22 protein-coding genes are annotated in these 25,203 nt (G+C 73.1%); 7 read left to right on the top strand and 15 right to left on the bottom strand.

The genetic code is table 11. The features are described 5' to 3' along the window. Positions 1-118: 118 nt before the first annotated feature. From ACFZBT_RS10525 to ACFZBT_RS10535, 3 genes are all read right to left on the bottom strand, one after another. Positions 119-448 (bottom strand): MazG-like family protein, encoded by a 330-nt coding sequence (locus ACFZBT_RS10525; protein WP_391100982.1) that lies wholly within the window; start codon positions 446-448, stop codon positions 119-121. Further along, positions 441-1,610, bottom strand: coding sequence for an ATP-binding protein (locus ACFZBT_RS10530; RefSeq protein ID WP_391100984.1), 1,170 nt, complete (start codon positions 1,608-1,610; stop codon positions 441-443). Before ACFZBT_RS10530 ends, ACFZBT_RS10525 begins: the two co-directional genes overlap by 8 nt. Positions 1,611-1,743: 133 nt before the next feature. After that, on the bottom strand, positions 1,744-2,139 hold the full coding sequence (locus ACFZBT_RS10535; protein WP_031134653.1) for a cell division protein SepF: 396 nt from the start codon (positions 2,137-2,139) through the stop codon (positions 1,744-1,746). A 193-nt stretch (positions 2,140-2,332) separates the two neighbouring features. Here ACFZBT_RS10535 and ACFZBT_RS10540 point away from each other — a divergent pair, with 193 nt between their 5' ends. After that, positions 2,333-6,415: a molybdopterin-dependent oxidoreductase gene (locus ACFZBT_RS10540; protein WP_391100987.1), complete on the top strand. Its 4,083-nt coding sequence runs from the start codon at positions 2,333-2,335 to the stop codon at positions 6,413-6,415. A 33-nt stretch (positions 6,416-6,448) separates the two neighbouring features. Here ACFZBT_RS10540 and ACFZBT_RS10545 read toward each other — a convergent pair whose 3' ends face one another. Beyond that, positions 6,449-6,964, bottom strand: a complete 516-nt coding sequence (locus tag ACFZBT_RS10545) for a YceI family protein (protein WP_391100989.1) — start codon at positions 6,962-6,964, stop codon at positions 6,449-6,451. 128 nt (positions 6,965-7,092) lie between these two features. Between ACFZBT_RS10545 and ACFZBT_RS10550 the strand changes: the two genes are divergently transcribed. The 5 genes from ACFZBT_RS10550 (at position 7,093) to ACFZBT_RS10570 (ending at position 11,074) form a co-directional block, all read left to right on the top strand. After that, positions 7,093-7,596: a MarR family winged helix-turn-helix transcriptional regulator gene (locus ACFZBT_RS10550; protein WP_391100992.1), complete on the top strand. Its 504-nt coding sequence runs from the start codon at positions 7,093-7,095 to the stop codon at positions 7,594-7,596. Between the two features lie 148 nt (positions 7,597-7,744). Next, on the top strand, positions 7,745-9,079 hold the full coding sequence (locus ACFZBT_RS10555; protein WP_391100994.1) for a CNNM domain-containing protein: 1,335 nt from the start codon (positions 7,745-7,747) through the stop codon (positions 9,077-9,079). Next, on the top strand, positions 9,076-10,098 hold the full coding sequence (locus ACFZBT_RS10560) for a CNNM domain-containing protein (RefSeq protein ID WP_391100996.1): 1,023 nt from the start codon (positions 9,076-9,078) through the stop codon (positions 10,096-10,098). Before ACFZBT_RS10555 ends, ACFZBT_RS10560 begins: the two co-directional genes overlap by 4 nt. Before the next feature lie 387 nt (positions 10,099-10,485). Beyond that, entirely contained in the window at positions 10,486-10,713 is a 228-nt protein-coding gene (locus tag ACFZBT_RS10565; protein WP_391100998.1) for a hypothetical protein, read from the top strand. Positions 10,714-10,906: 193 nt separating this feature from the next. After that, a complete protein-coding gene (locus ACFZBT_RS10570) occupies positions 10,907-11,074 on the top strand; it encodes a hypothetical protein (RefSeq protein WP_391101002.1) in 168 nt (55 codons plus the stop codon). 30 nt (positions 11,075-11,104) lie between these two features. Here the strand turns inward: ACFZBT_RS10570 and ACFZBT_RS10575 are convergent, their stop codons facing one another. From ACFZBT_RS10575 to ACFZBT_RS10625, 11 genes are all read right to left on the bottom strand, one after another. Continuing rightward, positions 11,105-12,196, bottom strand: coding sequence for an acyltransferase family protein (locus ACFZBT_RS10575; protein WP_391101004.1), 1,092 nt, complete (start codon positions 12,194-12,196; stop codon positions 11,105-11,107). 141 nt (positions 12,197-12,337) lie between these two features. Next, complete coding sequence (locus tag ACFZBT_RS10580; protein ID WP_391101007.1) at positions 12,338-13,981, bottom strand: ATP-binding cassette domain-containing protein; 1,644 nt, start codon at positions 13,979-13,981, stop codon at positions 12,338-12,340. Further along, a complete protein-coding gene (locus tag ACFZBT_RS10585; protein ID WP_391101010.1) occupies positions 13,978-14,769 on the bottom strand; it encodes an ABC transporter permease subunit in 792 nt (263 codons plus the stop codon). Before ACFZBT_RS10585 ends, ACFZBT_RS10580 begins: the two co-directional genes overlap by 4 nt. Further along, on the bottom strand, positions 14,766-15,662 hold the full coding sequence (locus tag ACFZBT_RS10590) for an ABC transporter permease subunit (RefSeq protein WP_391101013.1): 897 nt from the start codon (positions 15,660-15,662) through the stop codon (positions 14,766-14,768). The genes ACFZBT_RS10585 and ACFZBT_RS10590 overlap by 4 nt, the downstream gene beginning before the upstream one ends. Positions 15,663-15,808: 146 nt before the next feature. Beyond that, positions 15,809-17,377: an ABC transporter substrate-binding protein gene (locus tag ACFZBT_RS10595; protein ID WP_391101015.1), complete on the bottom strand. Its 1,569-nt coding sequence runs from the start codon at positions 17,375-17,377 to the stop codon at positions 15,809-15,811. A 15-nt stretch (positions 17,378-17,392) separates the two neighbouring features. After that, positions 17,393-18,178: a methyltransferase domain-containing protein gene (locus ACFZBT_RS10600; RefSeq protein ID WP_391101017.1), complete on the bottom strand. Its 786-nt coding sequence runs from the start codon at positions 18,176-18,178 to the stop codon at positions 17,393-17,395. Continuing rightward, the gene (locus ACFZBT_RS10605) at positions 18,175-19,410 is read right to left on the bottom strand and encodes an MFS transporter (protein WP_391101019.1); all 1,236 of its coding nucleotides are present in this window, start codon (positions 19,408-19,410) and stop codon (positions 18,175-18,177) included. The genes ACFZBT_RS10600 and ACFZBT_RS10605 overlap by 4 nt, the downstream gene beginning before the upstream one ends. Next, on the bottom strand, positions 19,394-20,446 hold the full coding sequence (locus ACFZBT_RS10610) for an enolase C-terminal domain-like protein (RefSeq protein ID WP_391101021.1): 1,053 nt from the start codon (positions 20,444-20,446) through the stop codon (positions 19,394-19,396). Before ACFZBT_RS10610 ends, ACFZBT_RS10605 begins: the two co-directional genes overlap by 17 nt. Continuing rightward, positions 20,443-21,531 carry a pyridoxal-phosphate dependent enzyme gene (locus ACFZBT_RS10615; RefSeq protein WP_391101023.1) on the bottom strand — a complete coding sequence of 363 codons (1,089 nt, stop codon included), beginning with the start codon at positions 21,529-21,531 and terminating at the stop codon, positions 20,443-20,445. Before ACFZBT_RS10615 ends, ACFZBT_RS10610 begins: the two co-directional genes overlap by 4 nt. Then, positions 21,528-22,367 (bottom strand): Rossmann-like domain-containing protein, encoded by an 840-nt coding sequence (locus tag ACFZBT_RS10620; protein WP_391101025.1) that lies wholly within the window; start codon positions 22,365-22,367, stop codon positions 21,528-21,530. The genes ACFZBT_RS10615 and ACFZBT_RS10620 overlap by 4 nt, the downstream gene beginning before the upstream one ends. Then, the gene (locus ACFZBT_RS10625; protein ID WP_391101027.1) at positions 22,364-23,620 is read right to left on the bottom strand and encodes an ATP-grasp domain-containing protein; all 1,257 of its coding nucleotides are present in this window, start codon (positions 23,618-23,620) and stop codon (positions 22,364-22,366) included. The genes ACFZBT_RS10620 and ACFZBT_RS10625 overlap by 4 nt, the downstream gene beginning before the upstream one ends. 91 nt (positions 23,621-23,711) lie before the next feature. Between ACFZBT_RS10625 and ACFZBT_RS10630 the strand changes: the two genes are divergently transcribed. Beyond that, the gene (locus ACFZBT_RS10630; protein ID WP_391101029.1) at positions 23,712-25,193 is read left to right on the top strand and encodes an alpha/beta fold hydrolase; all 1,482 of its coding nucleotides are present in this window, start codon (positions 23,712-23,714) and stop codon (positions 25,191-25,193) included. The last annotated feature ends 10 nt before the right edge of the window (positions 25,194-25,203 follow it).

The following is a 25,203-nucleotide window of genomic DNA, read 5'->3' on the forward strand; positions in this document are numbered from 1 at the left end:
TTGTTCACTACCCAGAGTGAAGGGGCCTGAGACGAAAAGCCAGAGGAAGACGGAAATCTGCGGACAACAATTCGGATTCGGGCCGCATTTTGGTTACGCAGCGTACAAACGGACTTTGCTACTCCTGGATCGGGAACCTCCGCTCGTTCCGGTCGATCTTCGCGTTCAGCGCCGCCAGCGGGTCGATGCCGAGTACCTCGCACAGCTGGAGCAGATACGCGAGCACGTCGGCGACCTCGTCGGTGACACGGTGCGCGGAGCCGGGGTCGGTCATGACGCGGGCCGACTCCTCGGGGGTCAACCACTGGAAGATCTCGACCAGTTCGGAGGCCTCCACGCTGAGCGCGGCGACCAGGTTCTTGGGGGTGTGGTACTGCTGCCAGTTCCGCGCGGCCGCGAAATCGGCCAGGCGGCGTTGCAGTCCGGCCACGTCCAGGGGATCAGTCACGGTCCAGGTGTACCACCGTGACACCCTCCGTCCCGGCGGCCCACGAGGCGTCACTGACCGTGCCGACCAGCCGGATGTGGCCCCTGTCGCACATCCGGGCCGCCAGCCGCAGCAGTTCCAGCCGCTGCCGTCCGTCCAGGCCGCGGTCGAAGCCGTCGGCGAGGACGGTGAGTGTCTGGAGTGCGGCGGGCACCTCGCCGGCCGGGTCGACCTCCAGCACGCCCGGTCCGGTGAGCAGGACCAGCGCGAGGGCCACGTAGCGCAGTTCGCCGTCGCCGAGGCGCCGCAGGTCGGTGCGGACGCCGTCGCCCCGGTCGAGGGTCGCGCTGATCGTTCCCGTCGCCTCCTCCGCCCGGGCGAGGACGTCCGCGACCGGCCCGGCGCAGCCGGCGCGTACCGCGGCGACGAACAGCGCGTGCCGTCGTCCGCACTCGGCGCGGGTGCGGCCCAGTACGTCGGCCAGGTTGCCGCAGCCCCCGTACAGCCGGCCGGAGCCGGACGGTACGGGGCCGCGCATCCGGGCGGGCTGGGGGTCGCAGGCGAAGACGGAGCGCAGGGCGACCACCATCTGCTCGGCCGCGGCCAGCACCCGGCGCTGGCCGGGGGTCCTGCCGGCCACGCGCAGCGGCAGCAGGGCCGTGCCGAGCCGGTCGTCCGGCAACGGGCCCCGGGTCACCGGCGTCGGCCCGGCCGTGTGCCAGGAGGCCTGCACGGCACGTTTCCCTGGGTCGCGCAGGGCGGTCTCCAGGAGGATCAGGCCGTCGGCCGTCAGGCGCTCGCCCACGACCCGCAGTTCGGGCTCGGCCTGCACGGCCACGTCGAGCCGGACCGGGCCCGCGGGGCCGTCGGCCGTGCAGCCGATGCGGAAGCCGCGGCGGCGCTGCGCGTCGGGCCGGGCCCGCTCCGGGACACAGGCGACGGGGTCCGGGAACGCCTCGCCGAGCCCGGCGCCGCCGCCGAGCCGGGCCAGGGCCTCGTACGCCCGTAGCGCGCTGGTCTTGCCGCAGCCGCTGGGGCCGGCGAGGAGGGTGAGCGGTCCGAGCGGGAACGCGGCGCGGCGGTGGCTGGTGAAGGCGGTCAGGCGCAGCTCGGTGAGGCGGGGGCGGCCGGTGTGCGCGAGGGGCGCGTCAGCGGGCGAGGTGGCGGCGGGGGGCTGGGTCATATCCGGACGGTAGGGCTCCGGCGACAGGGCGAACCGTTCCGTCCCCGGGGCGTTCCTACGATCGAGCTACCGTCACACAGGTCGCATCGGCTTCACACGGGTCGAGTCGGCGTGAACACCGGTCGAGCCCGCGTCACACCCCGGGCAGCCCGGCCCCCTCCATCAGCCCCGTCACCTCGGTGCCGGCCGGTGTCAGCAGGAACACGTTGCGGTCCACCCGGTGCATTCCGCTGGCCAGGCCGAAGACGACGCCCGTGCTGAAGTCGAGGACGCGCTTGGCGACCTCCGTCTCCGCGCCGGTCAGGTCGAGCAGCACCGGGACACCCGCCATGAGCCGCTCGGCGACATCGCGGGCGTCGGCGAAGACGTTCACCCGCAGGACGACGAAGCGGCGGCGCGTCTCCGTCTCGGCCTCGGGTATGGAGCGGTGGCCGACGGAGGACGGCCAGGCGTCCCGGCCCCGCAGCGGCACGACCTGGGCGAGCCCCTCCCACTGTTCGTCGGTGACATCGTGGCTGTTCACCGGCATGCTCCGTCCTGGCTCGCGGTCGCTGTCTGCATCGGGCAATTCTTGCGCAGAGTCACCCGTTCGGCCCAATGCGACACGCTCCGCGACGTCAATGCACCTCACAACGGCCGGAAGGCGGCTGTGTGACGGGCTTAACTCCTCGTGATCAAGCGATGTGACACCTGCGTAACGGGGTCTTCGTACCGTCTACGGCATGACCACGACCCCCCGGCCGCAGCAGGAGACGCAGCAGGTGCGCACCGTCTGCTCCTACTGCGGTGTGGGCTGCGGTCTCGTCCTCGATGTCGGGGCAGGACCGGACGGCCGGCGCACGATCTTGAAGGCGTCCGGGGACAGGGCGCATCCGGCGAACGCGGGGCGGCTCTGCACCAAGGGCGCGACCACGGCCGACATGCTCGCCGCGCCCGGGCGGCTGACCAGCGCGCTGGTGCGGGACGACCGGGGAGAGGAGCCGGTCCCGGCACCGGTGGCCGACGCGATCGCCGAGACCGCCGCGCGGCTGCGGGCGATCGTCGACGAGCACGGGCCGGACGCGGTCGCCTTCTACGTCTCGGGGCAGCTGAGCCTGGAGGCGCAGTATCTGGCGAACAAGCTGGCCAAGGGGTTCGTGCGGACGAACGGGATCGAGTCGAACTCGCGGCTGTGCATGGCGAGCGCGGGCACCGGTTACAAGCTGTCGCTGGGCGCGGACGGGCCGCCCGGGTCGTACGAGGACTTCGATCAGGCGGATGCCTTTCTCGTCATCGGATCGAACATGGCCGACTGCCATCCGATCCTCTTCCTGCGGATGATGGAGCGGGTCAAGGCGGGCGCCAAGCTGATCGTCGTCGACCCGCGGCGGACCGCGACCGCGGCGAAGGCCGATCTGTTTTTGCAGGTCAAGCCCGGGACCGACCTGGCGCTGCTGAACGGACTGCTGCGTCTGCTGCACGAGGGCGGGCACACCGACCAGGAGTTCATCACCGCGCACACCGAGGGCTGGGAGGCCCTGCCCGGGTTTCTCGCCGACTACGCCCCGGCCGCCGTCGCGGAGATCACCGGGATCGCCGAGGACGATCTGCGCACCGCCGCCCGGCTGATCGGCGAGGCGGGCAAGCGGTGGATGAGCTGCTGGACCATGGGGCTCAACCAGTCCACGCACGGCACCTGGAACACCAACGCCCTGGTCAATCTGCATCTGGCGACGGGGGCGATCTGCCGGCCGGGCGCCGGGCCGTTCTCCCTCACCGGTCAGCCCAACGCCATGGGCGGGCGCGAGATGGGGTACATGGGCCCGGGGCTGCCGGGGCAGCGGTCGGTGCTCGTGGACGAGGAGCGGGCCTTCGTCGAGGACGTGTGGGAGCTGCCGCCGGGGACACTGCGCGAGGACGGCGTCGGGAAGGGCACCGTCGAGATGTTCCAGAAGATGGCCGACGGGGAGATCAAGGCCTGCTGGATCATCTGCACCAACCCGGTCGCCTCGGTCGCCAACCGCCGTACGGTCATCGAGGGTCTGGAGGCCGCCGAGTTCGTCGTCGCGCAGGACGTGTTCACCGACACCGAGACGAACGCGTACGCGGACGTCGTCCTGCCGGGCGCGATGTGGACCGAGGCGGAGGGCGTCTTCGTCAACAGCGAGCGCAACCTCACGCTGACACAGCCGGCCGCGGACCCGCCCGGGGAGGCGATGGCCGACTGGCGGATCATCGCGGAGGTGGCGTGCGCGATGGGGTACGAGAAGGGGTTCTCGTACGACAGCGCCGAGCAGGTCTTCGAGGAGATCCGGCGGTTCTGGAACCCGAAGACCGGGTGGGACCTGCGCGGGGTGTCCTACGAGCGGCTGCGCGAGACGCCCGTGCAGTGGCCGGCCGCGCGGGAGGACGGGCCGGAGCGCAATCCCATCCGGTACGTCGGTGACGACGGGCTCCGTTTCCCGACGGCCTCCGGGCGGGGTGTCTTCTTCGCGCGCCCGCATCTGCCCCCCGCCGAGATGCCGGACGACGACTATCCGTTCGTGCTCAACACCGGGCGGGTGCAGCACCAGTGGCACACGCTGACCAAGACCGGGAAGGTCGCGAAGCTCAACAAGCTTAACTCCGGGCCCTTCGTGGAGCTCCATCCGCTGGACGCGGCCGCGCTCGGCGTCACGGAGGGCGATCTGGTCGAGGTCGCCTCGCGGCGCGGGCGGGCCGTGCTGCCGGCGGTGGTGACGGACCGGGTGCGGCCGGGGTGCTGCTTCGCGCCGTTCCACTGGAACGACCTGTTCGGCGAGTATCTGAGCATCAACGCGGTGACGAGCGACGCGGTGGATCCGCTGTCGTTCCAGCCGGAGTTCAAGGTGTGTGCCGTCTCGCTGGCGAAGGTGGCCGCACCGGCGCCGGCACCGGCGCCTCTCCCCGCCGAGGCGCTCGTACCGACGGAGGTGACCCCGGGGGCCGCCGACCCCTTCGGTCTGGAGCCCTCCCCGCCGCCGGTCCTCTCCGCCCAGGAGCGCCGGTACCTCACCGGCTTCCTCGCCGGGCTCCGTTCGGGCACCCTCGGCGGTGTCCCGGTGCTGCCGCCCGACGCGCCCTTCTCCCCCGAGCACGCCCTGTGGGTCAACGGGGTCCTCGCCGGCATGTACTCCCGGACCGCGTCGGCGGGGGCCGCGCCGCAGGAGCCGGCCGGCCGCGAGATCGTCGTGCTGTGGGCCTCGCAGACCGGGAACGCGGAGGAGTTCGCCTCCGCCACCGCCGAGCGGCTGACCGCGACCGGGCATCGCGCGCGCCTCGTCGGCATGGACGAGGCCGACGTCGGCGCGCTGGCCCGCACGGCCGACCTGCTCTTCATCACCAGCACCTTCGGGGACGGCGACGCGCCCGACAACGGCAGCGGCCTCTGGGACACGCTCGCCGACGCCGGGGCCCCGCGGCTGGACGGCGTGCGGTACGCCGTGCTCGCCTTCGGGGACTCCTCGTACGACGACTTCTGCGGGCACGGGCGGCGGCTGGACGCGCGGCTCGACGAGCTGGGCGGGGTGCGGCTGGCCCCGCGCACGGACTGCGAGCCGGACTACGAGCCCTCCGCCGGGGAGTGGCTCGACCAGGTGCTCTCGGCGCTGGGCGACACGAGCACGGCCCCGGTGGCGACCTCGGCCCCCGCCTCGGCCCCGGCACCGGCTGAGCGGCCGAGGACCAGGTCCAAGCCCGCCGCCACCGCCGCCCGGCTCGTCGGCAACGAGTTGCTCAGCCGGCCCGGCGCGGGCAAGGAGGTCCGCCGGTTCACCTTCGACACCAGCGGGACGGACCTGACGTACGAGGCCGGGGACGCGCTCGGTGTGCGGCCGGTCAACGCACCCGCCCTGGTGGACGAGTGGCTGGCGGTGACCGGCCTGGACGCGACCGCGTCCGTACAGGTCAGGGGCGTGGGCGAGGTGCCGTTCGCCGAGGCCCTGCACCGGCACTTCGACATCACGAGGATCACGCCCGACCTGCTGCGCTTCGTCACCGAACGCGCCCGGGACAAGCACGAGTTGCGCAGACTGCTGCGGCCCGACAACAAGGACGGTCTCGCGCAGTGGAGCTGGGGCCGGCAGGCCGTGGACGTGGTCGCCGAGTACGCGGTGCGGGCGAGCGCCGAGGAGTGGGCCGGGGTGCTGCGGGGGCTTCAGCCGCGGCTGTACTCCATATCGTCCAGCCCGCTGGTCGACGCCCGGCGGGTGTCGCTGACGGTGTCCGTGGTGCGGTACGAGAACCTGCGCGGCCGGGCGCGCGGCGGGGTCTGCTCGCCCTTCCTCGCGGATGCCGAGGCGGACACGGAGGTGCCCGTGTTCGTGCAGCGCTCCCCGCACTTCCGGCCCCCGGGTGACGCCTCGACGCCGATGGTCATGGTCGGCCCGGGCACCGGCGTCGCGCCCTTCGTCGGCTTCCTCCAGGAGCGTCGGGCGCTCGGCCACCGGGCTCCCAACTGGCTGTTCTTCGGCGAGCAGCACCGCGCGACGGACTTCTACTACGAGGACGAGCTGACCGCGCTGCTCGACGAGGGTGTCCTCACCCGCCTGGACACCGCCTTCTCCCGCGACCAGCGCAACAAGGTGTATGTGCAGGACCGGATGTGCGAGCACGGGCCCGAGCTGTGGCACTGGCTGTGCGAGGGTGCCCGCTTCTACGTCTGCGGCGACGCCTCGCGCATGGCCAAGGACGTGGACCGCGCGCTCAGGGACATCGCGGTGACCCATGGCGGGCTGAGCGAGGCGGAGGCCGCCGCGTACGTGAAGCAGCTCGCGTCGGACAAGCGGTACGTGCGGGACGTGTACTGACCCGGGGGGCCGGGAGGGGTGCCGGCCCGGCCGTCAGCCCGTGGTGCGGACGAACCGGAGGGTGGCGGTGACCGCGGTCCGGCCGCGGATCATGCCCAGCTGGTTCCAGCCCATGCCGAACTGGTCCCGGTCCACGCTGAACTCGGTGTCCAGGGTGAGCCCGGTGGCGCCCCCGTCCGTCAGGCGGGCGGTGAGGGACAGCGGCCTGCTGATGCCGCGCACGGTCAGCTGACCGGTCACGTGCACCTGGTCGCCGTCGCGGAGCTCGGCACCGCGGGCCGCGAAGGTGATCTCGGGGTGGTGGTCGGCGTCGAAGAAGTCGGCGGACCTCAGGTGGGTGTCGCGCTTGGCGTTGCCGGTGTCGAGGGAGGCGACGTCGAAGGTGAGTGTGCCGACGGCCGAGCCGTCCGGCCGGACCTCGCCCGTGCCGCTCAACACGCCGAAGCCGCCCTTCACGGTGACCAGGCCCCACATGGTCTTGTGCCGGATGCCGACGGTCGAGGCGGTCGCGTCGAGCTGCCAGAGTCCGGTTTCCACGGCAACGGTCATGATCCTTCTCCCACTCGTATCGTCGTATCGTCCAAATTTGGATGACTGCGATGAGTGCACGCTAGTGGCTGGTCCAAATTTGAACAACCCTTCTGCTCCAAATTTGGACAACACGTAGACTGGACGGCATGGCCGACCCCGAGGAGCACCCCGCCGACCTGCCCGGATGCCCCTCCGCCGAGGGCAGCGGGCTGCTGCCCGCCGAGCTGCGCGCCTGGATGCTGCTGCTCGCCGCGACGGGAGCGGTGGAGCAGCGACTGCGGGCGGTCGTGAAGGAGAAGCTGGACATCTCGCACGACGAGTTCCTGATCCTGTGCCTGCTCGCCGAGCAGCCCGAGGGCGGCCTGCGCATGACGCGTGTCTCGGAGCTGCTGGGACGCCCCAAGACCCGCCTCACCTACCAGATCGCCTGCCTCCAGCACACCGGCCTCGTCACCCGCGGATCGGTGTGCGGTGACAAGCGCGGCATCGAGGTCGCCCTCACGGACAAGGCCCGTCGCCTCCTGACCGAGGCCTCCGCCCCGCTCGCCGAGACGGTCCGGCAGGCCCTCGCCCGCTTCATGGGCCCGGACCAGCGTGCGGCGCTGTGCGCACTGGTGCCGGACCTCGCCGAGGAGTCCCGCGCCGAGTGAGGGGCACCCGCCCTGCCCCGCAGGAGGGCCAGCTTCCTCTACACCGTCGTAGAATCCGGGAACACGGGCACGAGAAGGATCGTTGACCCGAGTACACACCCCACTTGAGGAGCGACTTCTTGTCCGCCAGAACGACGGACCCGCCGCGATGAGCGCCCCCGAGGCCCTGCTGGGCCTGCTCGCCGTGTTCCTGCTGACCGCCGGCACCGGTTACTTCGTGGCCCAGGAGTTCGCCTACGTCTCCGCCGACCGGCTCGCCCTCGCGCGTGCGGCCGAGGCCGGGGACCGCAAGGCGGCCGGGGCCCTGAAGGTGCTGGAGCGGCTGTCGTTCATGCTGTCGGGCGCGCAGCTCGGCATCACCGTCACCGGCCTGGTCGTCGGCTTCATCGCCGAGCCGTCGGTGTCCGCGCTGCTGCGGCCCGCTCTGTCCGGGCTCGGGCTGCCCGACGCGGCCGTCAGCGGAATCGCCGTCGTCCTCGCCTTCGTGCTGGCCACGGTCGTGCAGATGGTGCTGGGCGAGCTGGCCCCGAAGAACCTCGCGATCGCGGTTCCCGAGCGGCTGGCGAAGGCTCTGGCCCCGTCCACGCTGGCCTATCTGAAGGTCGTCGGCCCCGTCGTCCGCGTCTTCGACAACGCGGCGAACAAGCTGCTGCGCAAGGTCGGTATCGAGCCGGTCGAGGAACTGCACCACGGCGCCACGCTGGAGGAACTGGGCCATCTGATCGGCGAGTCCCATGAGCGGGGCGCGCTGCCGAAGGACACCGCGGCCCTGCTGGACCACGCACTGGAGTTCTCCGAGCGCACGCTCGACGAGGTGATGGTGCCGCGCGCCGACGCCGTGTTCGTCCGCAAGGACGCGGGCGCCGAGGAGGCGATCGGTCTGATCGCCGGGCACGGCCACTCCAATTACCCGGTCCTCGGCGACCACCCCGACGACATCGCGGGTGTGCTGGGCGTGCGCGAGCTGATGGCGCTGTCCGCCGCCCGTATCGCCGGCGCGACCGCCGGTGAGGTGGCCCGGCGGCCCCTGCTGCTGCCGGACACGCTCGCGCTGCCCGACGCGGTGACGCGGATGCGGGAGCAGGACGACGAGTTCGCGGTCGTCCTCGACGAGCACGGCGGCGTGGCGGGCATCGTCACCTACGAGGACATCGCCGAGGAACTGGTCGGTGACATCGCGGACGAGTCCGACACGGTGACCGTGCTCGCCGTCGCGGACGGCGACGGCTGGCTGGTGGACGCCGGCCGCCGACTGGACGAGGTGGCCGAGGCCACCGGTGTCCTGCTGCCCGAGGACGACGACTACGACACCGTGGCAGGCCTGGTCGTGGACCGGCTCGGCCGCTTCCCGACCGTCGGCGACAGCGTCACGGTCGAGCTGCCCGAGGGCGGCCGGGCCGTGATCGACGTCCGCACGCTCGACCGGCACGTGGCCGACCGGGTGCGGATCAGCCCGCTCGTGGAAGCCGAGGAGATGGCGTGAGTTTCCCCATGGCGGTCTTCGTGACCGTGCTGCTGCTCATCGGCAGCGGTTTCTTCGTGGCGGCCGAGTTCGCGCTGGTCGCCGCCAAACGGCACCGCATGGAGAAGGCGGCGGCCGAGGGGCGGCGGGGCGCCGGGGCGGCACTGGCCGGCATCCGCGAGCTGTCGCTGATGCTGGCCGGCGCGCAGCTGGGCATCACCGTGTGCACGCTGGGCCTCGGCTCGGTGTCGAAGCCGGCGATCTCGCACGAACTGGACCCGCTGCTGCACACGCTGGGCCTGCCCAGCGCCGTGAGCTACGGCGTGGCCTTCGCCGTGGCGATGGTCGTGGTGGTGTTCCTGCACATGGTCGTCGGCGAGATGGCGCCCAAGTCCTGGGCGATCGCCCATCCCGAGCGTTCGGCGATGCTGCTCTCCCCGCCCTTCCGGGCCGTGGTGCGGGCCGTGCGCCCGCTGATCCGGCTGCTCAACGCGGTGAGCAACGCGCTGGTACGGCTGTGCCGGGTGGCCCCGCGCGACGAGCTGGCCTCGGTGCACGACCGGGAGCAGCTGACGCGGCTGGTGGAGGAGTCCGAGCGACTGGGCCTGATCAGCGCGACCGACTCGGAGCTGCTGACCCGTTCGCTGACCGAGCCGGAGACACCGGTCGCGGCGTTGCGGATCCCGGCCGCCGAGATCACCTGGGCCGAGGGCGGCGCGGACGTCGACGCGCTGCTGCGTTTCGCCGCCGAGCACGACCGCACCCGGCTGCTCGTCCGGGAGAACGGCGTCGTCCTCGGCTCGGTCCACGCCCGTGACGCCCTGGTCGCCCGGGCCCGGGGGCGTGCCACGACCGCGCGGGAACTGGCCCGGCCGGTGCCCGAGCTGACGGAGGCGGCCACGGTCGCGGAAGCGATCGAGGTGCTGCGCCGCCGCCGGGCCTCCCTGGCCGTCGTCCGCGACCCCGCCGGCGGGCTCACCGGCCTGGTCACCCTGGACGACCTGCTGGCCCGTCTGATGCAGCCGGCCGCGGCGGCCTGACGGGGCGGGACCGAACCTCCAGCACATCTGCACACGGCGCACCAGGACGCCGCGGGGCGGTGCGCCCGGCACCAAGTCCGTCCCCCGGCATGGGGACTAGGCGCCGAAGTGCCCGCTTCGGAATACGGGGCGCAATACACGTGTGTGCCGCCGGTCGACGGGGTGTGTGAAGGAGTACGCGCAATTCGGTGGCTCCGTGGTCATGGCGGTGAAGGCGGTCGCCGAAATGCCGGGTGCCGCGAAGGCATGCGGCTGGCCCTCCGCCCAGGGGGATGCTTTGATCCTGCGCACGGCGGTGCCGCGGGTGCGGAACAGCCGGTACCGGAATTCCGCGACCACCCGCGCCGCTCCGCCATTGCGCACATTCACGCGAAGGGAAACACCCCCATGAACCTCACCCCCCGGGTCGACATCGCCGAGCTCTCCGACGCGGACCTGGAGCAGGTCTCCGGCGGCAACGCGGGCGCCGCCGCCTCCGCGGGCCTCGCGGGCGGCCTCTCCGCCGGCCTGGTCGGGCCGCTGACCGCCGAGGTCTGCGGGAACCTGCAGGCGGCGCTGTCGACGGAGGGCGCCGCGGCGGGCGCCAACGCGGGCGTTCACACGACCTCGCTCTGAACGAACCCCCCGCGAAGGGCCCCGGGAACGATTCCCGGGGCCCTTCGCGCTGTCCGTGGTCGCAATGTTGGGGAATTCGCGAAGCACGTGACGGAATTATGGACACGACGGGGGTGGGTAACACCGCGGAGGGTCATGCCGCAGACTTACACGGACCCCTCAGAACCGGCTGTAAAGCGATAGGACCAACCCTGTGAAACCCGACTCGATCCGGACCGAAGAACTTCCGATCTACGAGAGCCTCATCCGCGAACGCGGTGACGTCGTCGAGGAGGCCCGCGTAGTGGCCGAGGAGACGCAGCACCAGATGGCGGAGGCGCTGAACGGTGTCACACCGGCGGGCCACAACCCCAGTTCATGAGTGAGTGACGCCGGCCCGCGGGCTCGGCGCTCACCCCGCGGCCCGGCGGAAGGCCCACCGCATCCCGGGCTCCGTCACACAGCGGAACAGACGCCGTACGGACGGCGTGCACAGCCCGGCCATGACCGCGGCGGCCACCAGCGTGGCGATGAGCGCGCCGGCGGGTCCCCGGACCCAGGCCGGTTCGTACCAGCCCCAGTACTCGGCGGCCTGCGCGACGAAGCCGTGCAGCAGATAGCCGCACAGCGTGCCCGCGCCCAACGCGGTGAACCACATCCGGCGCCCCGGCACCCAGGCGAGGAAACAGGCGACCAGGACGACCGAGCAGCCGAAGGCGGCCAGGGTCATCAGGGGCCCGTACCAGAAGGGCGCGGCCAGGGCCCGGGCGCTGTCCGCGTGGAAGAACCAGGCGTAGTTCATCCTCGGAACGGCCCAGTACGCCACGGCGAGGGCGCAGACGGCGACCGGCACGGCGAGCAGGCGCACCTCGCGCCGGCGCACCAGCCGGAAGTGCTCCGGGCGCAGCAGCAGTCCGAGGACGAAGTACGGCAGGAACTGCAGGGTGCGTTGCAGGTCCAGGTCGTTGCCGATGGACGGCGAGAGCGTCGCCAGCATCGCGATGACGAAGGCCAGCGGCAGCGGCCACCGCACATGACGCCAGAGCGGCGTGGTCAGCCGCCAGACGAACAACGCCGCGAGGAACCAGGTCAGATACAGGGGATCCAGCAGGCTGACCGGGCGATCGGGATCCTGGCTGGTCCAGCGGGTGAACAGGGTGTACGCCGTCTCGAACACGACGTACGGGACGACGACGCCGGTGACCAGGCGCCTCAGCTTCCCCGGGCTCCCGTCGAAGGTGCGCGAGAAGTAGCCGGAGATGATGATGAACGCCGGCATGTGGAAGGCGTAGACGAGCATGTAGAGCGCGGTGACGGCCCTGCTGCCCGGCCGCAACGGCTCCCAGGCGTGCCCCACGGCCACCAGCACGATCGCCAGGTACTTGGCGTTGTCGAAGAACGCGTCCCGCTGCCGGACCGGCCGGGCCGGCGCGTCCTGCTCTTTCGTCCGGGTGGCCCGGGCTTCTTCGGCCGCCGGCCGGGCCGTCGCCACCGTGTCACTCACGGGCCCTCCCCCAGCGACTAGAAGCTGCCGTGCCTTGTCTTGCCTGGAGTAAAGGTGTGGTGTCTGCGCAGAACATCGCCCGCACCTTAATCACAGGGCCGCGCCCTCGTTCAACTCGTAACGGGTGTGAATCGCTTCGGCTCATGCCCGGGTATACGTACCGGGACGGGCGATCGTCTCCGCGAGGGCGGCGGTGAATGGATGCCGCGGCTCGGTCAGGACCCTTCGGGCCGGGCCCTGTTCGACGAGTTCGCCCCCGTCCAGTACGGCGATGCGGTGCGCGAGCGCCGCCGTGTCCAGGTCGTGGGTGATGAGCACGAGGGCGAGGTCGTCGCGGTCGCGGACGAGTGCGGTGAGCAGGTCGAGGATGCCGCGGCGGGTGACGGTGTCGAGGCCGGAGGTGATCTCGTCGCAGACCAGGACCCGGGGGCGGGCGAGGAGGGCGCGGGCGAGGGCGGCGCGCTGGAGTTCGCCGCCGGAGAGCTCGCCGGGGCTGCGGCGGACCGTACCGTCCGGGAGCCCGAGGCTCGCGAGCGTGGTCAGGGCCTCGTCCGTGGCCGTCTGCTCGTCGGCGCCGCGCAGCCGGACGGCGGTGCGGGCGACCTGGGCGAGGACGGGCCGGTGCTCGTCGAAGGCGGCCCGGGCGTCCTGGAAGACGTACTGCACGGCAGCCAGTTGGGCACGGCTTCGCCGCCGCAGGCTGCGCGGCAGCGCGGTCCCGTCGAGCAGGATCTCGCCGTCGTGGTCCCGGTGGAGTCCGGCCAGGCAGCGGGCGAGGGTGGTCTTTCCGCTCCCCGAGCGGCCCACGACGGCGAGGCATTCGCCGGAGTGCAGGTCGAGGTGCGGGGTGCGCAGGACCGTGGTGCTGCCGCCGCGGGCTCCCTCGCGGTGCCGGGCGGTGAGGTGACTGACGCGGAGGACGGGGTGACGGGCCGGGGCGGGGGCGTCCTCGCCGGCCGGGGCACGGGCGGGGCGGTCGGGTTGCGGCGGGGCGGGGCGGCGGTTCTGAGCCGAGTCAGCGCCTGCCTCGTCGGCGAGCGCCGGGACGTGTTCAGCGAGCAGGCGGCGGGTCCATGCGTGGCGGGGTGCGTGCCACAGGCGCTGCGCGGGGCCCGACTCCACGACCCGGCCGGCGCGCAGGACGAGGACCTCGTCGGCGAGCGCGCGGACCACGTCCAGGTCGTGGCTGAGCAGGACGACCGCGATGCCGCGGGCCGCGACGGCCGTCAGCCGGCCGGCGATGCCGCGCTTGGTGAGCGCGTCCTGGCCGGTGGTGGGTTCGTCGGCGACGATGACACGGGCGCCGAGGAGGAGGGCCTGGGCGAGGACGACGCGTTGCTGCTGGCCGCCGGAGAGCTGGTGGGGGTGGCGGCGCAACAGGGCTTCGGGGTCGGGGAGTTGTGCGGCGGCCAGCGCTTCGCGTACCCGTTCCCGGGCCGCCGTCGCGCGCTGGGCGCGGGGCAGGTGGCGTACTTGGGCGCGGGCGATGTCGTCGAGCAGGGCGCTGACGCGACGGGCCGGGTTGAGGACGGCTGCGGGGTGCTGGGGCACGTACCCGACCGGGCCGTCACCGGACCGGCGTACCTCCCCGGTGACCCGGGCGCCGGGCGGATACTCCCCCAGCAGCGCGAGACCGGTGGTGGTCTTGCCGCTCCCCGAGGCACCGACCAGGGCGGTCACCCGGCCGGGGACGACACGCAGATCCACCCCGTCGACGATGGCCCGGCCGGCGATCTCGACGCGCAGATCACGGATCTCGGCGACCAGGTCGGTCTCATGGCTCACGGGCGGCGCCCTTTCTTGTCCAGTGCGGCGTCGAAGAGCAGGTTGGTGCCCGTCGTCAGGGCGACGATCAGCAGGGCGGGCACGACCACGGCCCAGGGCTGGATGAACAGGCCCGTGCGGTTGCGGTCGACCATGACCGCCCAGTCGGCGGCGTCCGGGGCGACGCCCACGCCGAGGAACGCGGCCGTGGAGACCAGGTACAGCACTCCGGTCAGCCGGACTCCGGCGTCGGCGGCCAGGGTGCGCAGGGCGGAGCGGCCGACGTAGCCGACGGCGACGCGCCACCAGGACTCGCCCTGCATGCGCAGCGCCTCCACGGCGGGCCGGGCCGCCGCCTCGGCCGCCGCGGCCCGTACGATCCGGGCGGCGTCGGGCACGTTCACCAGCGCGACGAGCAGCGCGAGGCCGGCCGCGCCCGGCGAGAACACGGACGCCACCAGCAGGATCAGCAGCAGCGACGGTACGGCGAGCAGCACGTCCAGCGGCCGCATCAGCAGCTCCTCCAGCCACCGAGCCCGGGTGACGGCGGCGGCGAGCCCGACCGGCAGGGCGACGACGTAGGCGAGGGCGGTCGCCGCGAGGGCGGTCAGCACGACCGTACGGCCGCCGTGCAGCACCTGCCGCCAGACGTCCCGGCCGACGAAGTCGGTGCCGAGCCAGTGGCCGCCGCCGAGGGTGAAGGAGACGGCGCGGGGGCCGGGTTCACCGGCGAACACGGGCCCCAGAAGGGCGAGCAGCAGCGGGACCGCGACCACGACGAGGCCGGGCAGCAGCCGGCGCGCCCTCATGCCGCCACCCCCGCCCGCGGCGTCAGCCGGTACGCGACCGCGTCCGCGCCCAGGTTCAGTACGACGGTCAGTACGCCGAACACCACCGCCAGCCCCTGCACCACCGGCACGTCCCGCTCGGCGACCGCGTTGAGGAGGACCGTGCCCAGGCCGGGGATCACGAAGAGCGCCTCCACGACGATGACCCCGCACAGCAGCCAGTCGACGGTGCGGGCGAGTTGCTGGGCCGCCGGGGCGAGCGCGTTGGGCAGGGCGTGGGCGTAGCGGACGCGTGCGCCGGGGACGCCGTAGCGGCGGGCGTGGGCGGCGTAGGGCGAGGCGAGGGCGTCGACCATGCCGGCCCGGACCAGGCGGGACAGGGAGCAGACCGGGCGGGACAGCAGGACCAGCACGGGCAGGACGAGCACGGCCGGGTGGCCGAGCAGGTCCGTGCCGTAGCCCACCGCCGTCGGCGGCAGCCAGGCCAGTTTGAGTGCGACGACCGTCACCAGCAGTACCCCGAGGGCGAATTCGGGCACGGCGTACACGGCGAGCGTGACGGAGCTGATCAGCCGGTCGATCAGCCGCCCCTCGTGCCGGGCGGCCAGCACGCCGAGCCCGAAGCCGAGCGGGACGAGCAGGGCGACGGTGAGCGCGGCCAGCAGCAGGCTCGGGCCGAAACCGTCCGCGATGTACTGGGCCACCGGACGGCCGGAGGTCAGGGAGGTGCCGAAGTCGCCGTGCGGCAGGCCTGCGGCCCAGCTCAGCAGCCGTTCGTGGGCGGGGCGGTCGAGGTCCATGGCCTCGCGGATCGCCGCGATGCGGGTGGGGTCGGGCTGGTCGCCCGCGAGCGCGACGGCGGCGTCGCCGGGGAGGGCTTCGGTGAGGGCGAAGACCAGGAGGACGACGGCCACGGTTTGGGCTGCGCCCAGGGCAAGTCGTCGGGCGACGAAGGATGTGCCACGGTGTGTCGTCTGTCGGGTGCGGCTGCGTCGTGGCTTGTGGCGCCCCGCGGCGGAGCCGCATATCGATACAGCCCCGCGCCCCTTTAGGGCGCGTTTCACGCCAGCCATACCTTGTCGAAGCGGGCCCAGTCGAGGGTATTTGCGGGGGCCTTCGTCTCGACCCCCCTCACTGTCCTGGACGTTCCGAGGATCCAGTCGGCGAAGCCCCAGATCAGGAAGCCGCCCTCGGCATACAGGCGGCGCTGCATCCGCTCGTAGACGGCGGCCCGCCCGGCCTTGTCGCGGGTGGACTGCGCCTGCTGGTAGAGGGCGTCGAAGTCCTTGTGCCGCCAGTGGGTGGCGTTGGTCGTGGAGTCGGTGAGCAGCCGCTGGGAGATGTGGGCCTCGATGGGCATGGCGCCGGAGCGGTAGCAGCACAGGGTGCCGCCGTCGAGGATGTCGCTCCAGTAGGAGTCCTTGCTGCCCATCCGCACGTCGATCGTGACGCCGGCCTTGGCGGCCTGGTCGCGGAAGATGCCGGCCGCCTCGGTGAAGCCGGCGGCGACGGCCGAGGTGTCCAGGGTGACCTTCAGCTTCTCGGCGCCGGCCTTCTTCAGCAGGGCGCGGGCGCGGTCGAGGTCCTGCTCGCGCTGGGGCAGGCCGTCGGCGTAGTACTCGTAGCCCTTGCCGAACAGGTCGTTGCCGGTCTCGCCCGCGCCGGAGAGGGCGCCGTCGACGAGTTCCTTCCGGTCGGCGATGAGGAAGAACGCCTCGCGCACCCGCCGGTCGTCGAAGGGCGGCCGGTCGGTCTTCATGCAGAACGCCTGCATGGCGCTGTTGCGCAGCCGGACGATCTCGATCTGTCCCCGGCCCTCGTGGGCGCGTGCGGTGGTGGGGTTGAGTTCGTGGGCGTACTCGACCTGACCGGCGAGGAGGGCGTTGACGCGCGCGGACTCCTCGTTGGCGACCACGAACTCGAGTTCGTCGAGGTAGGGGGCGCCGTCCCAGTAGTCCTCGTGGCGGCGGAGGACGGCGGAGCGGCCGGGCGCGAAGGAGACGAAGCGGAAGGGGCCGGAGCCGATCGGCTTCTTGTCGAAGTCGCTCGCGTGCTCGGGGACGATGTACGCGCCGAACGCGGCCAGGATGTTGGGGAATTCGGCGGTGGGGCGCTTGAGGACGAACTCGACGGTCCGCTCGCCGGTGGCGCGGCTGGCGTCGAGGTCGATGGGTTCCAGGGACGCCTTGGCGCGGAACGCCTGCTTCGGGTCGGCGATCCGGCGGTAGCTGTGCAGGACGTCCTTGGCGGTGACCGGCCTGCCGTCGTGGAAGGCGGCCTCGCGCAGGGTGACCTGCCAGCGGTCGAGGGTCCTGTTCGGCTCCCACGCGGCGGCGAGGCGGGGGCTGGCGGAGAGGTCGGCGTCGTAGTCGGCGAGCTTGTCGTAGAGGGCCTTGGCGCGGGCGACGTCGGCGAACAGGCTGGCCAGATGCGGGGCGAGGGTCTCGCTCGCGCCGCCGCCGGCGAAGGCGGCGCGCAGCCGTCCGCCGCGCTTCGGCTTGTCCCCGCTGCCGCTGTCCGTCCTGTCGTCCGTGCCTCCGCCGCAGCCGGTGAGGGCGAGGGCGGCGGCGCCGGTGGTGGCGGCGAGGAAGCCGCGCCGGCGCAGGCCGGGGAAGTGTGCGTCGTGCATGACTGGTCCTTCGGGTCAGTGGGTGTGCGGGCGGCGGGCGACGAGGTGGAGCCGGTCCGCGTCGGTCGTCCGGCCGGGCGACTCGCCCTCCCGCCAGGGAGGTTCGGTGCGCGGTCCGGGACCGTCGTGGAGTTCGAGCACCTCGAATCCGTGCGCCGTGAGGAAGTGCCGCAGTTCGTGCGGGAAGAGCAGCCGCCAGGCGGAGTGCTGGGTGACGGGCTCGGATCCGTCGCCGGTGGTCCAGACGCGGGTGCGGCGCAGGAGTTGGGCCGTGCGGTCCACCGTCAGCGTCGTGGTGGAGCGGTACGGCGTGCCCTGCCAGGCGAAGGCGTTGGCGGTGGGCCGGTCCAGAAGGTCGGTGCGGCCGAGGAAGTACGCGCCGTTTCGCATCTCCGCGACCAGCAGGCCGCCCGGGCTGAGGGCCTTGTGGCAGGAGGCGAGGAAGCCGTCGAGCTGGTCGTTGGTGTGGCAGTACAGGAGGGAGCTGTCCAGGCACACGACGGCGTCGAAGGGGCCGAGGTCGAAGCCGTGCAGGTCGGCGCGGACGTACTGCGGGCCGGGGTGGTGTGCGCGGGCGTGGGTGAGCATCGCCTCGGACAGGTCGGCGCCGGTGACGATGCGCCCTGCCGCGTGCAGTCCGGCCGCGTCCCGGCCGGTGCCGCAGCCCATGTCCAGTACGCGCGGCCCGGCCCCGTGAAAGCGCAGGCGGTCCTCGGTCCACCGGGCGGCCAGCCGCTGGGCGTCGGGGAAGCGGGCCTCGTACAGCGCCGGATGGTCGGTGAGGAGGTTGCCGCTCGTCACGCCTTGCTCCTCTCCCCCGCCGGGGCGGGCACCTCCGGGGCCGGGATCGCGGGCAGGGCACCGAGCCGGCGCAGCCGGGCCACGCCGAGCGCGGAGGCGAGGCCGAAGCAGGCGCAGCACACCCAGGGCAGCCACCCGGCGCCGTCTTCACCCCTGTCCATGGCCCAGCCGACGGCGGTGTTGCCGAGGGCCGCGGCGATGCCGGAGACGACGTAGAAGATGCCGAAGTAGGTGCCGGTCAGTTCGGGGCGGCCGAAGCCGGGGACCAGCTCCATGACGAACGGCTGGGCGATCATGACGCCGAGGTAGAGCAGCAGGGCTCCGGCGAGCACCGGTACGACGCCCGCGAGGAAGGCCGGGAGCAGGAAGGCCAGCGCCATCACCGCGAGTCCGACCGCGATCCAGCGCCCTCGGTCGCCCCGGGCCTTGAGGGACCGTGTGATCCTCAGCTGAAGCGCCAGGTTGGCGACCGTGCCGACGAGGAAGACGATGCCCGCCGCCCCGTCCCAGCCGGTCGCCTCCCGGGCCCCGGCGGGCAGCAGCAGATACAGCTGGTTCTCCAGGGTGAACATGCCGACCATGGCGAGCGCGAAGGCGACGAAGGCGCGGTTGCCGAGCACTTCGCGCCAGTCACCGAGGACGCCGCTGCCGCTCGGCTCTACCTTCCGCGCGGGCAGGACGAGCGCCTGCGCCACGGTGAGGACGGCGAAGATCCCGGCCGCGGTGAGCGCGGAGGTGCGGAAGTCGACGAGCAGCAGGGCGCTGCCCAGCAACGGGCCGATGAGCGCTCCGGTCGTGGCGAACACGTTGAACAGCGCGAACGCCTCCGCCTTGCGCTCCCCGGACTCCTGCGCCAGATACGCCCGCACGGCCGGGTTGAACAGCGCTCCCGCGAGCCCGCTCAGCACGGACGCGGCGAGCAGTACCGTCAGCCCGTCGCCGAGCGCGAACAGCGCGAATCCGAGGGTGCGCAGGGCGCAGCCCGCGATGATCACGCCCCGTGCGCCGAGCCGGTCGGAGGCGGAGCCGCCGATGATGAACAGGCCCTGCTGGCTGAGGTTGCGGACGCCGAGGACGATGCCGACGACCGCCGCCGACAGGCCGAGGTTCTCGGTGAGGTGGGTGGCGAGGTAGGGGATGAGCAGGTAGAAGCCGGTGTTGACGCCGAGCTGGTTGACCAGCAGGAGCCGCACGGCGAGCGGGAAGCGCCGTATCTCATGCCACGTCCGCACGGACCGCCACCTCCTCGACGCCCAGGCCGGGGAGGCCACTGGTGCGGACGACGCCGTCGGTGCCGCCGATGCCGGTCCACGGGTCGTGGGCGAGCAGCAGATGCCCGTCGAGGTCGGCCCAGCGGGCCCGGTCGGCGAGGTGGACGGCGGGGGCGAGTCCGAGGGTGCCTGCGGTCAGGCAGCCGAGCATCAGGCCGGTGCCGCTGCCCTCGATGAGCTCGGCGATGCGCAGGGCCGCGTGGACGCCGCCGCACTTGGCGAGCTTGACGTTGACGCCCTGGACGCGTCCGGCGAGGCGGCGGACGTCCTCCAGGGTCACGGCGTCCTCGTCGGCGATGACGGGCAGCGGCGCGCGCTCCGCGAGGGCGCCCAGGGCGTCCGGGTCGCCGGGCGGGACGGGTTGCTCGACGGCCTCCACGCCGAGGTCGGCGAAGCGTGGCAGCAGGGCGTCCGCCCGTGCCACGGACCAGGCGCCGTTGGGGTCGAGGAGCAGCCGGGCGCGGGGCGCGGCGTCGCGGATGACGCGGACACGCTCGATGTCGTCCTCGGGGTCGGGGGCGCCCGCCTTGACCTTGATGATCTCGAAGCCGCTCGCTGCGAGACGCCGGGCCTCGGCCGCCGCACGGGCCAGGTCCGTGATGCCGATGGTGCGGGCGGTCGCGGCGACGGGCGGGGCGGTGGTGCCGAGGAGACGGTGCACGGGGACGCCCGCGCGCTTGCCGGCCAGGTCGAGCAGCGCCGACTCCACGGCGGCGGTGACCGCGGGCGGCGTGTCACTCGGGGTCAGCTCCCCGGCCCGCAGGGCCTCCAGGGCGCTCTCCGGACCGGCGAAACGGCTCAGGTCCACGGCGGAGAGGATCCGTACGAGCGTTTCGGTGCCGAGGCCGTAGTACACGCTGGTGACGGCCTCGCCGTGGCCGCGCAGTCCGTCGTGCTCGACGGTGAGCCATACGGCGTCGCGTGCGGTCATGGTGGAGCGGGAGATGCGCAGCGGCTCGGCGAGTTCGAGGCGTACGGTGCGCAGGCTGGACTTCACAAGGTCTCTTTCTTCGGGGCGGGGGCGGCGAGCGGATCGCTGACGCGGGTGCAGCGGACCCAGCCGGCGGCCTCCGCCGCGTGCGGGTGCGGTATCTCGACGGGCCGGGTGGCCGCGGCGTCCGGGTCGAGGCCGTGGTCTGCGGTGAAGTCGTCGTCGTAGACCGTGCCGAGGTAGCGGTGCGGGCCGTCGGGGAAGACGGTGGCGACGACCGCCCCGGGGTGGACGCGGGCGGCCCAGGCGGCGACCCGGGCGGCGGCGCCGGTGGACCAGCCGCCGCTGACGAAGGCGCCCCGCGCCAGAAGGCGGCAGCTGTCGACGGCCTCGGCCGGGCCCACCCAGTGGACCTCGTCGAAGGCGTCGTAGGCGACGTTGCGCGGGTGGATGCTGCTGCCGAGGCCGCGCATCAGCCGGGGCCGGGCGGGCTGGCCGAAGATGGTCGAGCCGGTGGCGTCCACGCCGATGAGCCGCAGGGCGGGCCAGTGCCGGCGCAGCGGGCCGATGATGCCCGCGCTGTGGCCGCCGGTGCCGACGCTGCACACCAGGATGTCCAGATGGTCGAGTTCGACGGCGATCTCGGCCGCCAGGGAGGCGTAACCGGCGGTGTTGTCGGGGTTGTTGTACTGGTCGGGCCAGTAGGCGCCGGGCAGTTCCGCCAGCAGTTCCCGCAGCCGGGCCAGGCGCGCGGCCTGCCAGCCGCCCCGCTCCAGCGGACGGTCGGCGATCTCAAGCCGTACTCCGTGGGAGCGCAGCAACTGGCGCATGGACGGCTCCAGTTCGCGGTCACCGACGAGCACTACGGGATGGCCGAGGGCCTGTCCGGCGAAGGCGAGCCCGATGCCGAGGGTGCCGGAGGTGGACTCCACCACCGGGGCGCCGGGCAGCAGTTCGCCGCGCTCGCGGGCGCCCAGCAGCATCGACACGGCGGCCCGGGCTTTCATCCCGCCCGCTGCGAGCCCTTCGAGCTTGGCCCAGAACCCGGGGTGCGGGCCCGGCAGATCGGCGGTGATGCGGGCCAGTGGGGTACGGCCGACCAGGGAGAGCAGTTCCCGTCGCGCGGCCGGTCGCAGCGCGGTCGCGGTCATCGCCCGCCTCCCGGACAGGAGCCGTCGTAGCGGTGCAGGACACCGGGGCCGCCGTCGAGCCAGAAGAAGGGGTACGGCTCCGCGCACACCGCGCTGACGCCGCCCTGCCCGAGGAAGCGCGGCAGCACGGCGCTCCCGGTCTGGGCGAACATCACGAGCTGCTTGCCGTGCGCCAGGGCGTGCCGCCGCAGCGGTTCGAAGGTGTCGTTGCCCAGCGTCATGCCTGAGACGAGCAGCGCGTCACACCGACCGGCCGCGGCGAGCGCGTCGGCGACGACCGGCTCGCCCCATTCGGTCGCGCCGCCCTTGAGGTCACAGGGGATGTAGCGCAGATCACGCGAACGCAGCGCTTCCAGGAGGGAGTTGACCACGCCCACCACGAGCACCGTGGCTCCGGGCGGCAGGTCGAGCAGGCCGACGACGGTTTGGGCGCGGGCCCGGGACTTGTCCAGGGAGGACCCCGCGGGGAGTGGGACGGGGTCGGCCCCGTTCTCCGGGGTGTGCGGCAGGACGTGCATCAGATAGGCGTCGAGGGCCGCCACCCGCACCGCGGGCAGCGGATGCTCCAGCAGCCGGGCCACGTCGGCGCCCACGCACTCCTCGACCGCGCTGTCGGGCAGCGCCCCGGGTTCGACCGCGCAGGAGCCGACCGCCTCGGCGAGGCGCAGGCTGAGCACCTCGTTGCGGTAGCCGGTGCCCCGCCCGTGGTGCCGGACTGCCTGCCGGGTGGTGAAGGCGACGGCGATGCTCAGCGTGCCGGGGTCGGGCCCGAGGGCTCCCGCGCGTACGAGCGTCACCAGGTGGTCGTAGGACAGGCCGGTGAGGGCGGTGGTCATCGGATCACCAGTCCCGCCCGCAGCCCGTCCAGCAGGGTCTCGACGCGTGCGCGTGCGCCGAGTCCTTCGGCGTCACCGGCCATGACGTGCCCCAGGTACTCGTTGTTGCTGCCCGCCGCCTTCACCGCCTTGCCGGGTTCGGCGAGTTGGACCTCCAGCACACCGGGCAGGTCGCGCACGCCGTCGTCGTCCAGGGCTTCGAGGGTGCCCGAGGAGTCCGGCACCAGGAAGCCGACGGCCGCGCTGCGCAGCCCGGTGTCCGTGGGCCGCAGGTCGGGTGCGCGGCCCAGGGCGACGTCCACGAAGGCGGCGGCGAGGTCGATCCCGGTGACATGCCGGATGAGCTCGGTGATGCGGTTCCCGGCGGGCCGGGGGTTGACCTCGACCACGCGCGGCCCGGCGGAGGTCAGCTTGATCTCCGTGTGCGCCACGACCCCGTCGGTCAGCCCGAGGGCCTTGAGGGCGGCAAGCGCGGTCTGTTCGGCGGCCTCGGCGTCGGCCGTCGTCAGTTCGGCGGGGAACATGTGGCCGGTCTCGACGAAGGCGGGCGCCCCGCCGACGCTCTTGTCGGTCACGCCCACCACATGGACCGCGCCCGCGTACGACACCGTCTCGACGCTGACCTCGGGACCGTCCAGCAGCTCTTCGAGCAGCACCGCGGGCGTCCGGCGCTGTCCGCGGGCGTTGACCGGGAAATCGGCCAGGGCCCGGCATGCGGCGGCGAGTTGAACCTCGTCGTCCACGCGGCGCACGTACATGCCCGCGCACAGGTCGACGGGCTTGACGACCAGCGGGTAGCCGATGTCCCGCGCGGCCCGCGCGATGTCGGCCCACTCCTCCCGGACGGCGAAGCGCGGGCCGGGCACTCCCGCGTCCCCGAGGACGCGGCGGGTTGCGTCCTTGCGGCAGGCGTTCCCGACCGCCTCGGGCCCGGGGCCGGGCAGACCGAGGCGCTCGGCGATCCGCGCCACGGCCGGCAGGTAGTAGTCGCAGGACGTGACGACGCCGTCGAAGCCGAGCACCCCGTGCAGCCGCTCGACCTCGGGCAGCAGCGCCTCGTTGTCGTTGGTGTCGGCGGTGATGACGTTGCGGGCGCCGAGCAGCGGATGGGCTGTCCCCTCCGGGGCCGAGCGCAGGTAGTGGTGCAGGTCACGGGTGAGGAACGTGAACGCGTGCCCGTTCTCCCGGATCGCCCGCGGCAGCAGTCGGCTCATGGACCCGACCCAGCTCTCGACCACCAACAGATGAGCCACAACTCCCCCTTTCAAAAGGTTGCCACCCGCAGACGCTATCGATAATCATTTTCATTGTCATCTTCTTGAGTGAAGTTCCCCGGAGACCCCCTTGACTCGTTCTCTGCGCCGCACCGCACTCCTGTGCGCTCTCACGGCCGCCACGGCCCTGCTCCCCGCGGGCCCGGTCCGGGCGGCCGAGCCGCCCACCCGCCTCCGCTTCTCCGCCTGCCCGGACTCCGTCCCCCGCCCGGCGGCACCGGACCGTGTCGAGTGCGGACGGCTCACGGTGCCGCTGGACTGGCACCACCCCTCCGGGTCCCGCATCGAGGTGGCGGTCTCACGGGTCCGCGCCTCGGGCACTCCCGCCGAACGGCGCGGCATCCTGCTGGTCAACCCGGGCGGACCGGGCGGCTCCGGGCTCCCCTACGCGGTCACGAAACGAGCCAAGCTCCCCGAGAGCGTGCGGCGTGCGTACGACGTGGTCGGCTTCGACCCGCGCGGCGTCGGGCGGAGCACCCCGGTCTCCTGCGGCCCGATGGGCGGTCTCTTCGACAGCCCGGGCGGGGACCCGGTCCCGGCCGGACCCCGGGCGGAGCGGGCGAACCTGTCGTCCCTGCGCGCGATGGCCGACGACTGCGCGAAGCACGCGGGCCGCCTGCTGCCCCATCTGTCCACCGAGCAGACGGCGTACGACATGGACGCGATACGCGAGGCCCTCGGCGAGCCGCGCACGAGCTTCCTCGGCGTCTCCTACGGCAGTTGGCTCGGCGCCGCCTACACCGCCCGCTTCCCGCACCGCGTCGGCCGGATGGTGCTGGACAGCGTGGTCGGGCCGTGGGACTGGTACGACTTCGACGTGATCCAGAGCCGGGCGCTGCTGCGGCAGCGCGACACCTTCTTCGCCTGGTCCGCGGGGCGTTTCGGCCTGGGAGAGACTCCCGCCGAGGTGCGTGCGTCCTATCTGCGGGTGCGCCGGGGACTGGCCGCGCGGCCCGTCGCGGGCTTCGGCGCGGCGGAGTTCGACCGGGCGGTGTACCGCGCGCTGGGCCGCACCGAACGCTGGGCGGGCCTCGCCGACGGACTGCGCGGCTACCTGGCCGCCGGCGACCCGGACGGGCTGCGCCCGGCCACCGCCTTCGACGGCCCGGAGTCCCGCAACTACGAGGCGGCCAACCGGGTCGTCAAGTGCGCCGACGGGCCGGGTCCCGGCCCGGGCGACATCGTCACGGACATCCGCCGCACCCGCCGACTCGACCCGCAGCCGGTCCTGACGGGGATGGAGGCGAACGCCTGCGCCTACTGGCACCACCGGCCCGGCCACCGCACACCGCTCGGCAGTCCGGACGCGCCGCCGGTCCTCCTCGTCGCCTCCGCGCACGATCCCGTCACGCCGGTCGAGGGAGCCCGTGCCCTGCGGCGCCTGCTGCCCGGGGCACGCCTGGTCACCCTCCAGGACGACTACTCCCACGGCGTGTTCGCGAGCCGGGGGAACGCCTGCGTGGACGACACCGTGGCGGATTATCTGGTGCGCGGAACGGTGCCCGGGGCGGACGTGCGCTGCGCGGGCCCGGGCCTGCCGACGGTTCCGTGACGGGCGCCGG

The organism is Streptomyces sp. NPDC008137 (assembly GCF_042957035.1).
Lineage (GTDB): Bacteria > Actinomycetota > Actinomycetes > Streptomycetales > Streptomycetaceae > Streptomyces.

Excerpts from the sequence above, each read along its gene's own strand:
- ACFZBT_RS10530 (WP_391100984.1), bottom strand. The coding sequence starts at position 1,610 with ATGACCCAGCCCCCCGCCGCCACCTCGCCCGCTGACGCGCCCCTCGCG.
- ACFZBT_RS10535 (WP_031134653.1), bottom strand. The coding sequence starts at position 2,139 with ATGCCGGTGAACAGCCACGATGTCACCGACGAACAGTGGGAGGGGCTC.
- ACFZBT_RS10540 (WP_391100987.1), top strand. The coding sequence starts at position 2,333 with ATGACCACGACCCCCCGGCCGCAGCAGGAGACGCAGCAGGTGCGCACC.
- ACFZBT_RS10545 (WP_391100989.1), bottom strand. The coding sequence starts at position 6,964 with ATGACCGTTGCCGTGGAAACCGGACTCTGGCAGCTCGACGCGACCGCC.
- ACFZBT_RS10550 (WP_391100992.1), top strand. The coding sequence starts at position 7,093 with ATGGCCGACCCCGAGGAGCACCCCGCCGACCTGCCCGGATGCCCCTCC.
- ACFZBT_RS10555 (WP_391100994.1), top strand. The coding sequence starts at position 7,745 with ATGAGCGCCCCCGAGGCCCTGCTGGGCCTGCTCGCCGTGTTCCTGCTG.
- ACFZBT_RS10565 (WP_391100998.1), top strand. The coding sequence starts at position 10,486 with ATGAACCTCACCCCCCGGGTCGACATCGCCGAGCTCTCCGACGCGGAC.
- ACFZBT_RS10585 (WP_391101010.1), bottom strand. The coding sequence starts at position 14,769 with ATGAGGGCGCGCCGGCTGCTGCCCGGCCTCGTCGTGGTCGCGGTCCCG.
- ACFZBT_RS10595 (WP_391101015.1), bottom strand. The coding sequence starts at position 17,377 with ATGCACGACGCACACTTCCCCGGCCTGCGCCGGCGCGGCTTCCTCGCC.
- ACFZBT_RS10615 (WP_391101023.1), bottom strand. The coding sequence starts at position 21,531 with ATGACCGCGACCGCGCTGCGACCGGCCGCGCGACGGGAACTGCTCTCC.
- ACFZBT_RS10620 (WP_391101025.1), bottom strand. The coding sequence starts at position 22,367 with ATGACCACCGCCCTCACCGGCCTGTCCTACGACCACCTGGTGACGCTC.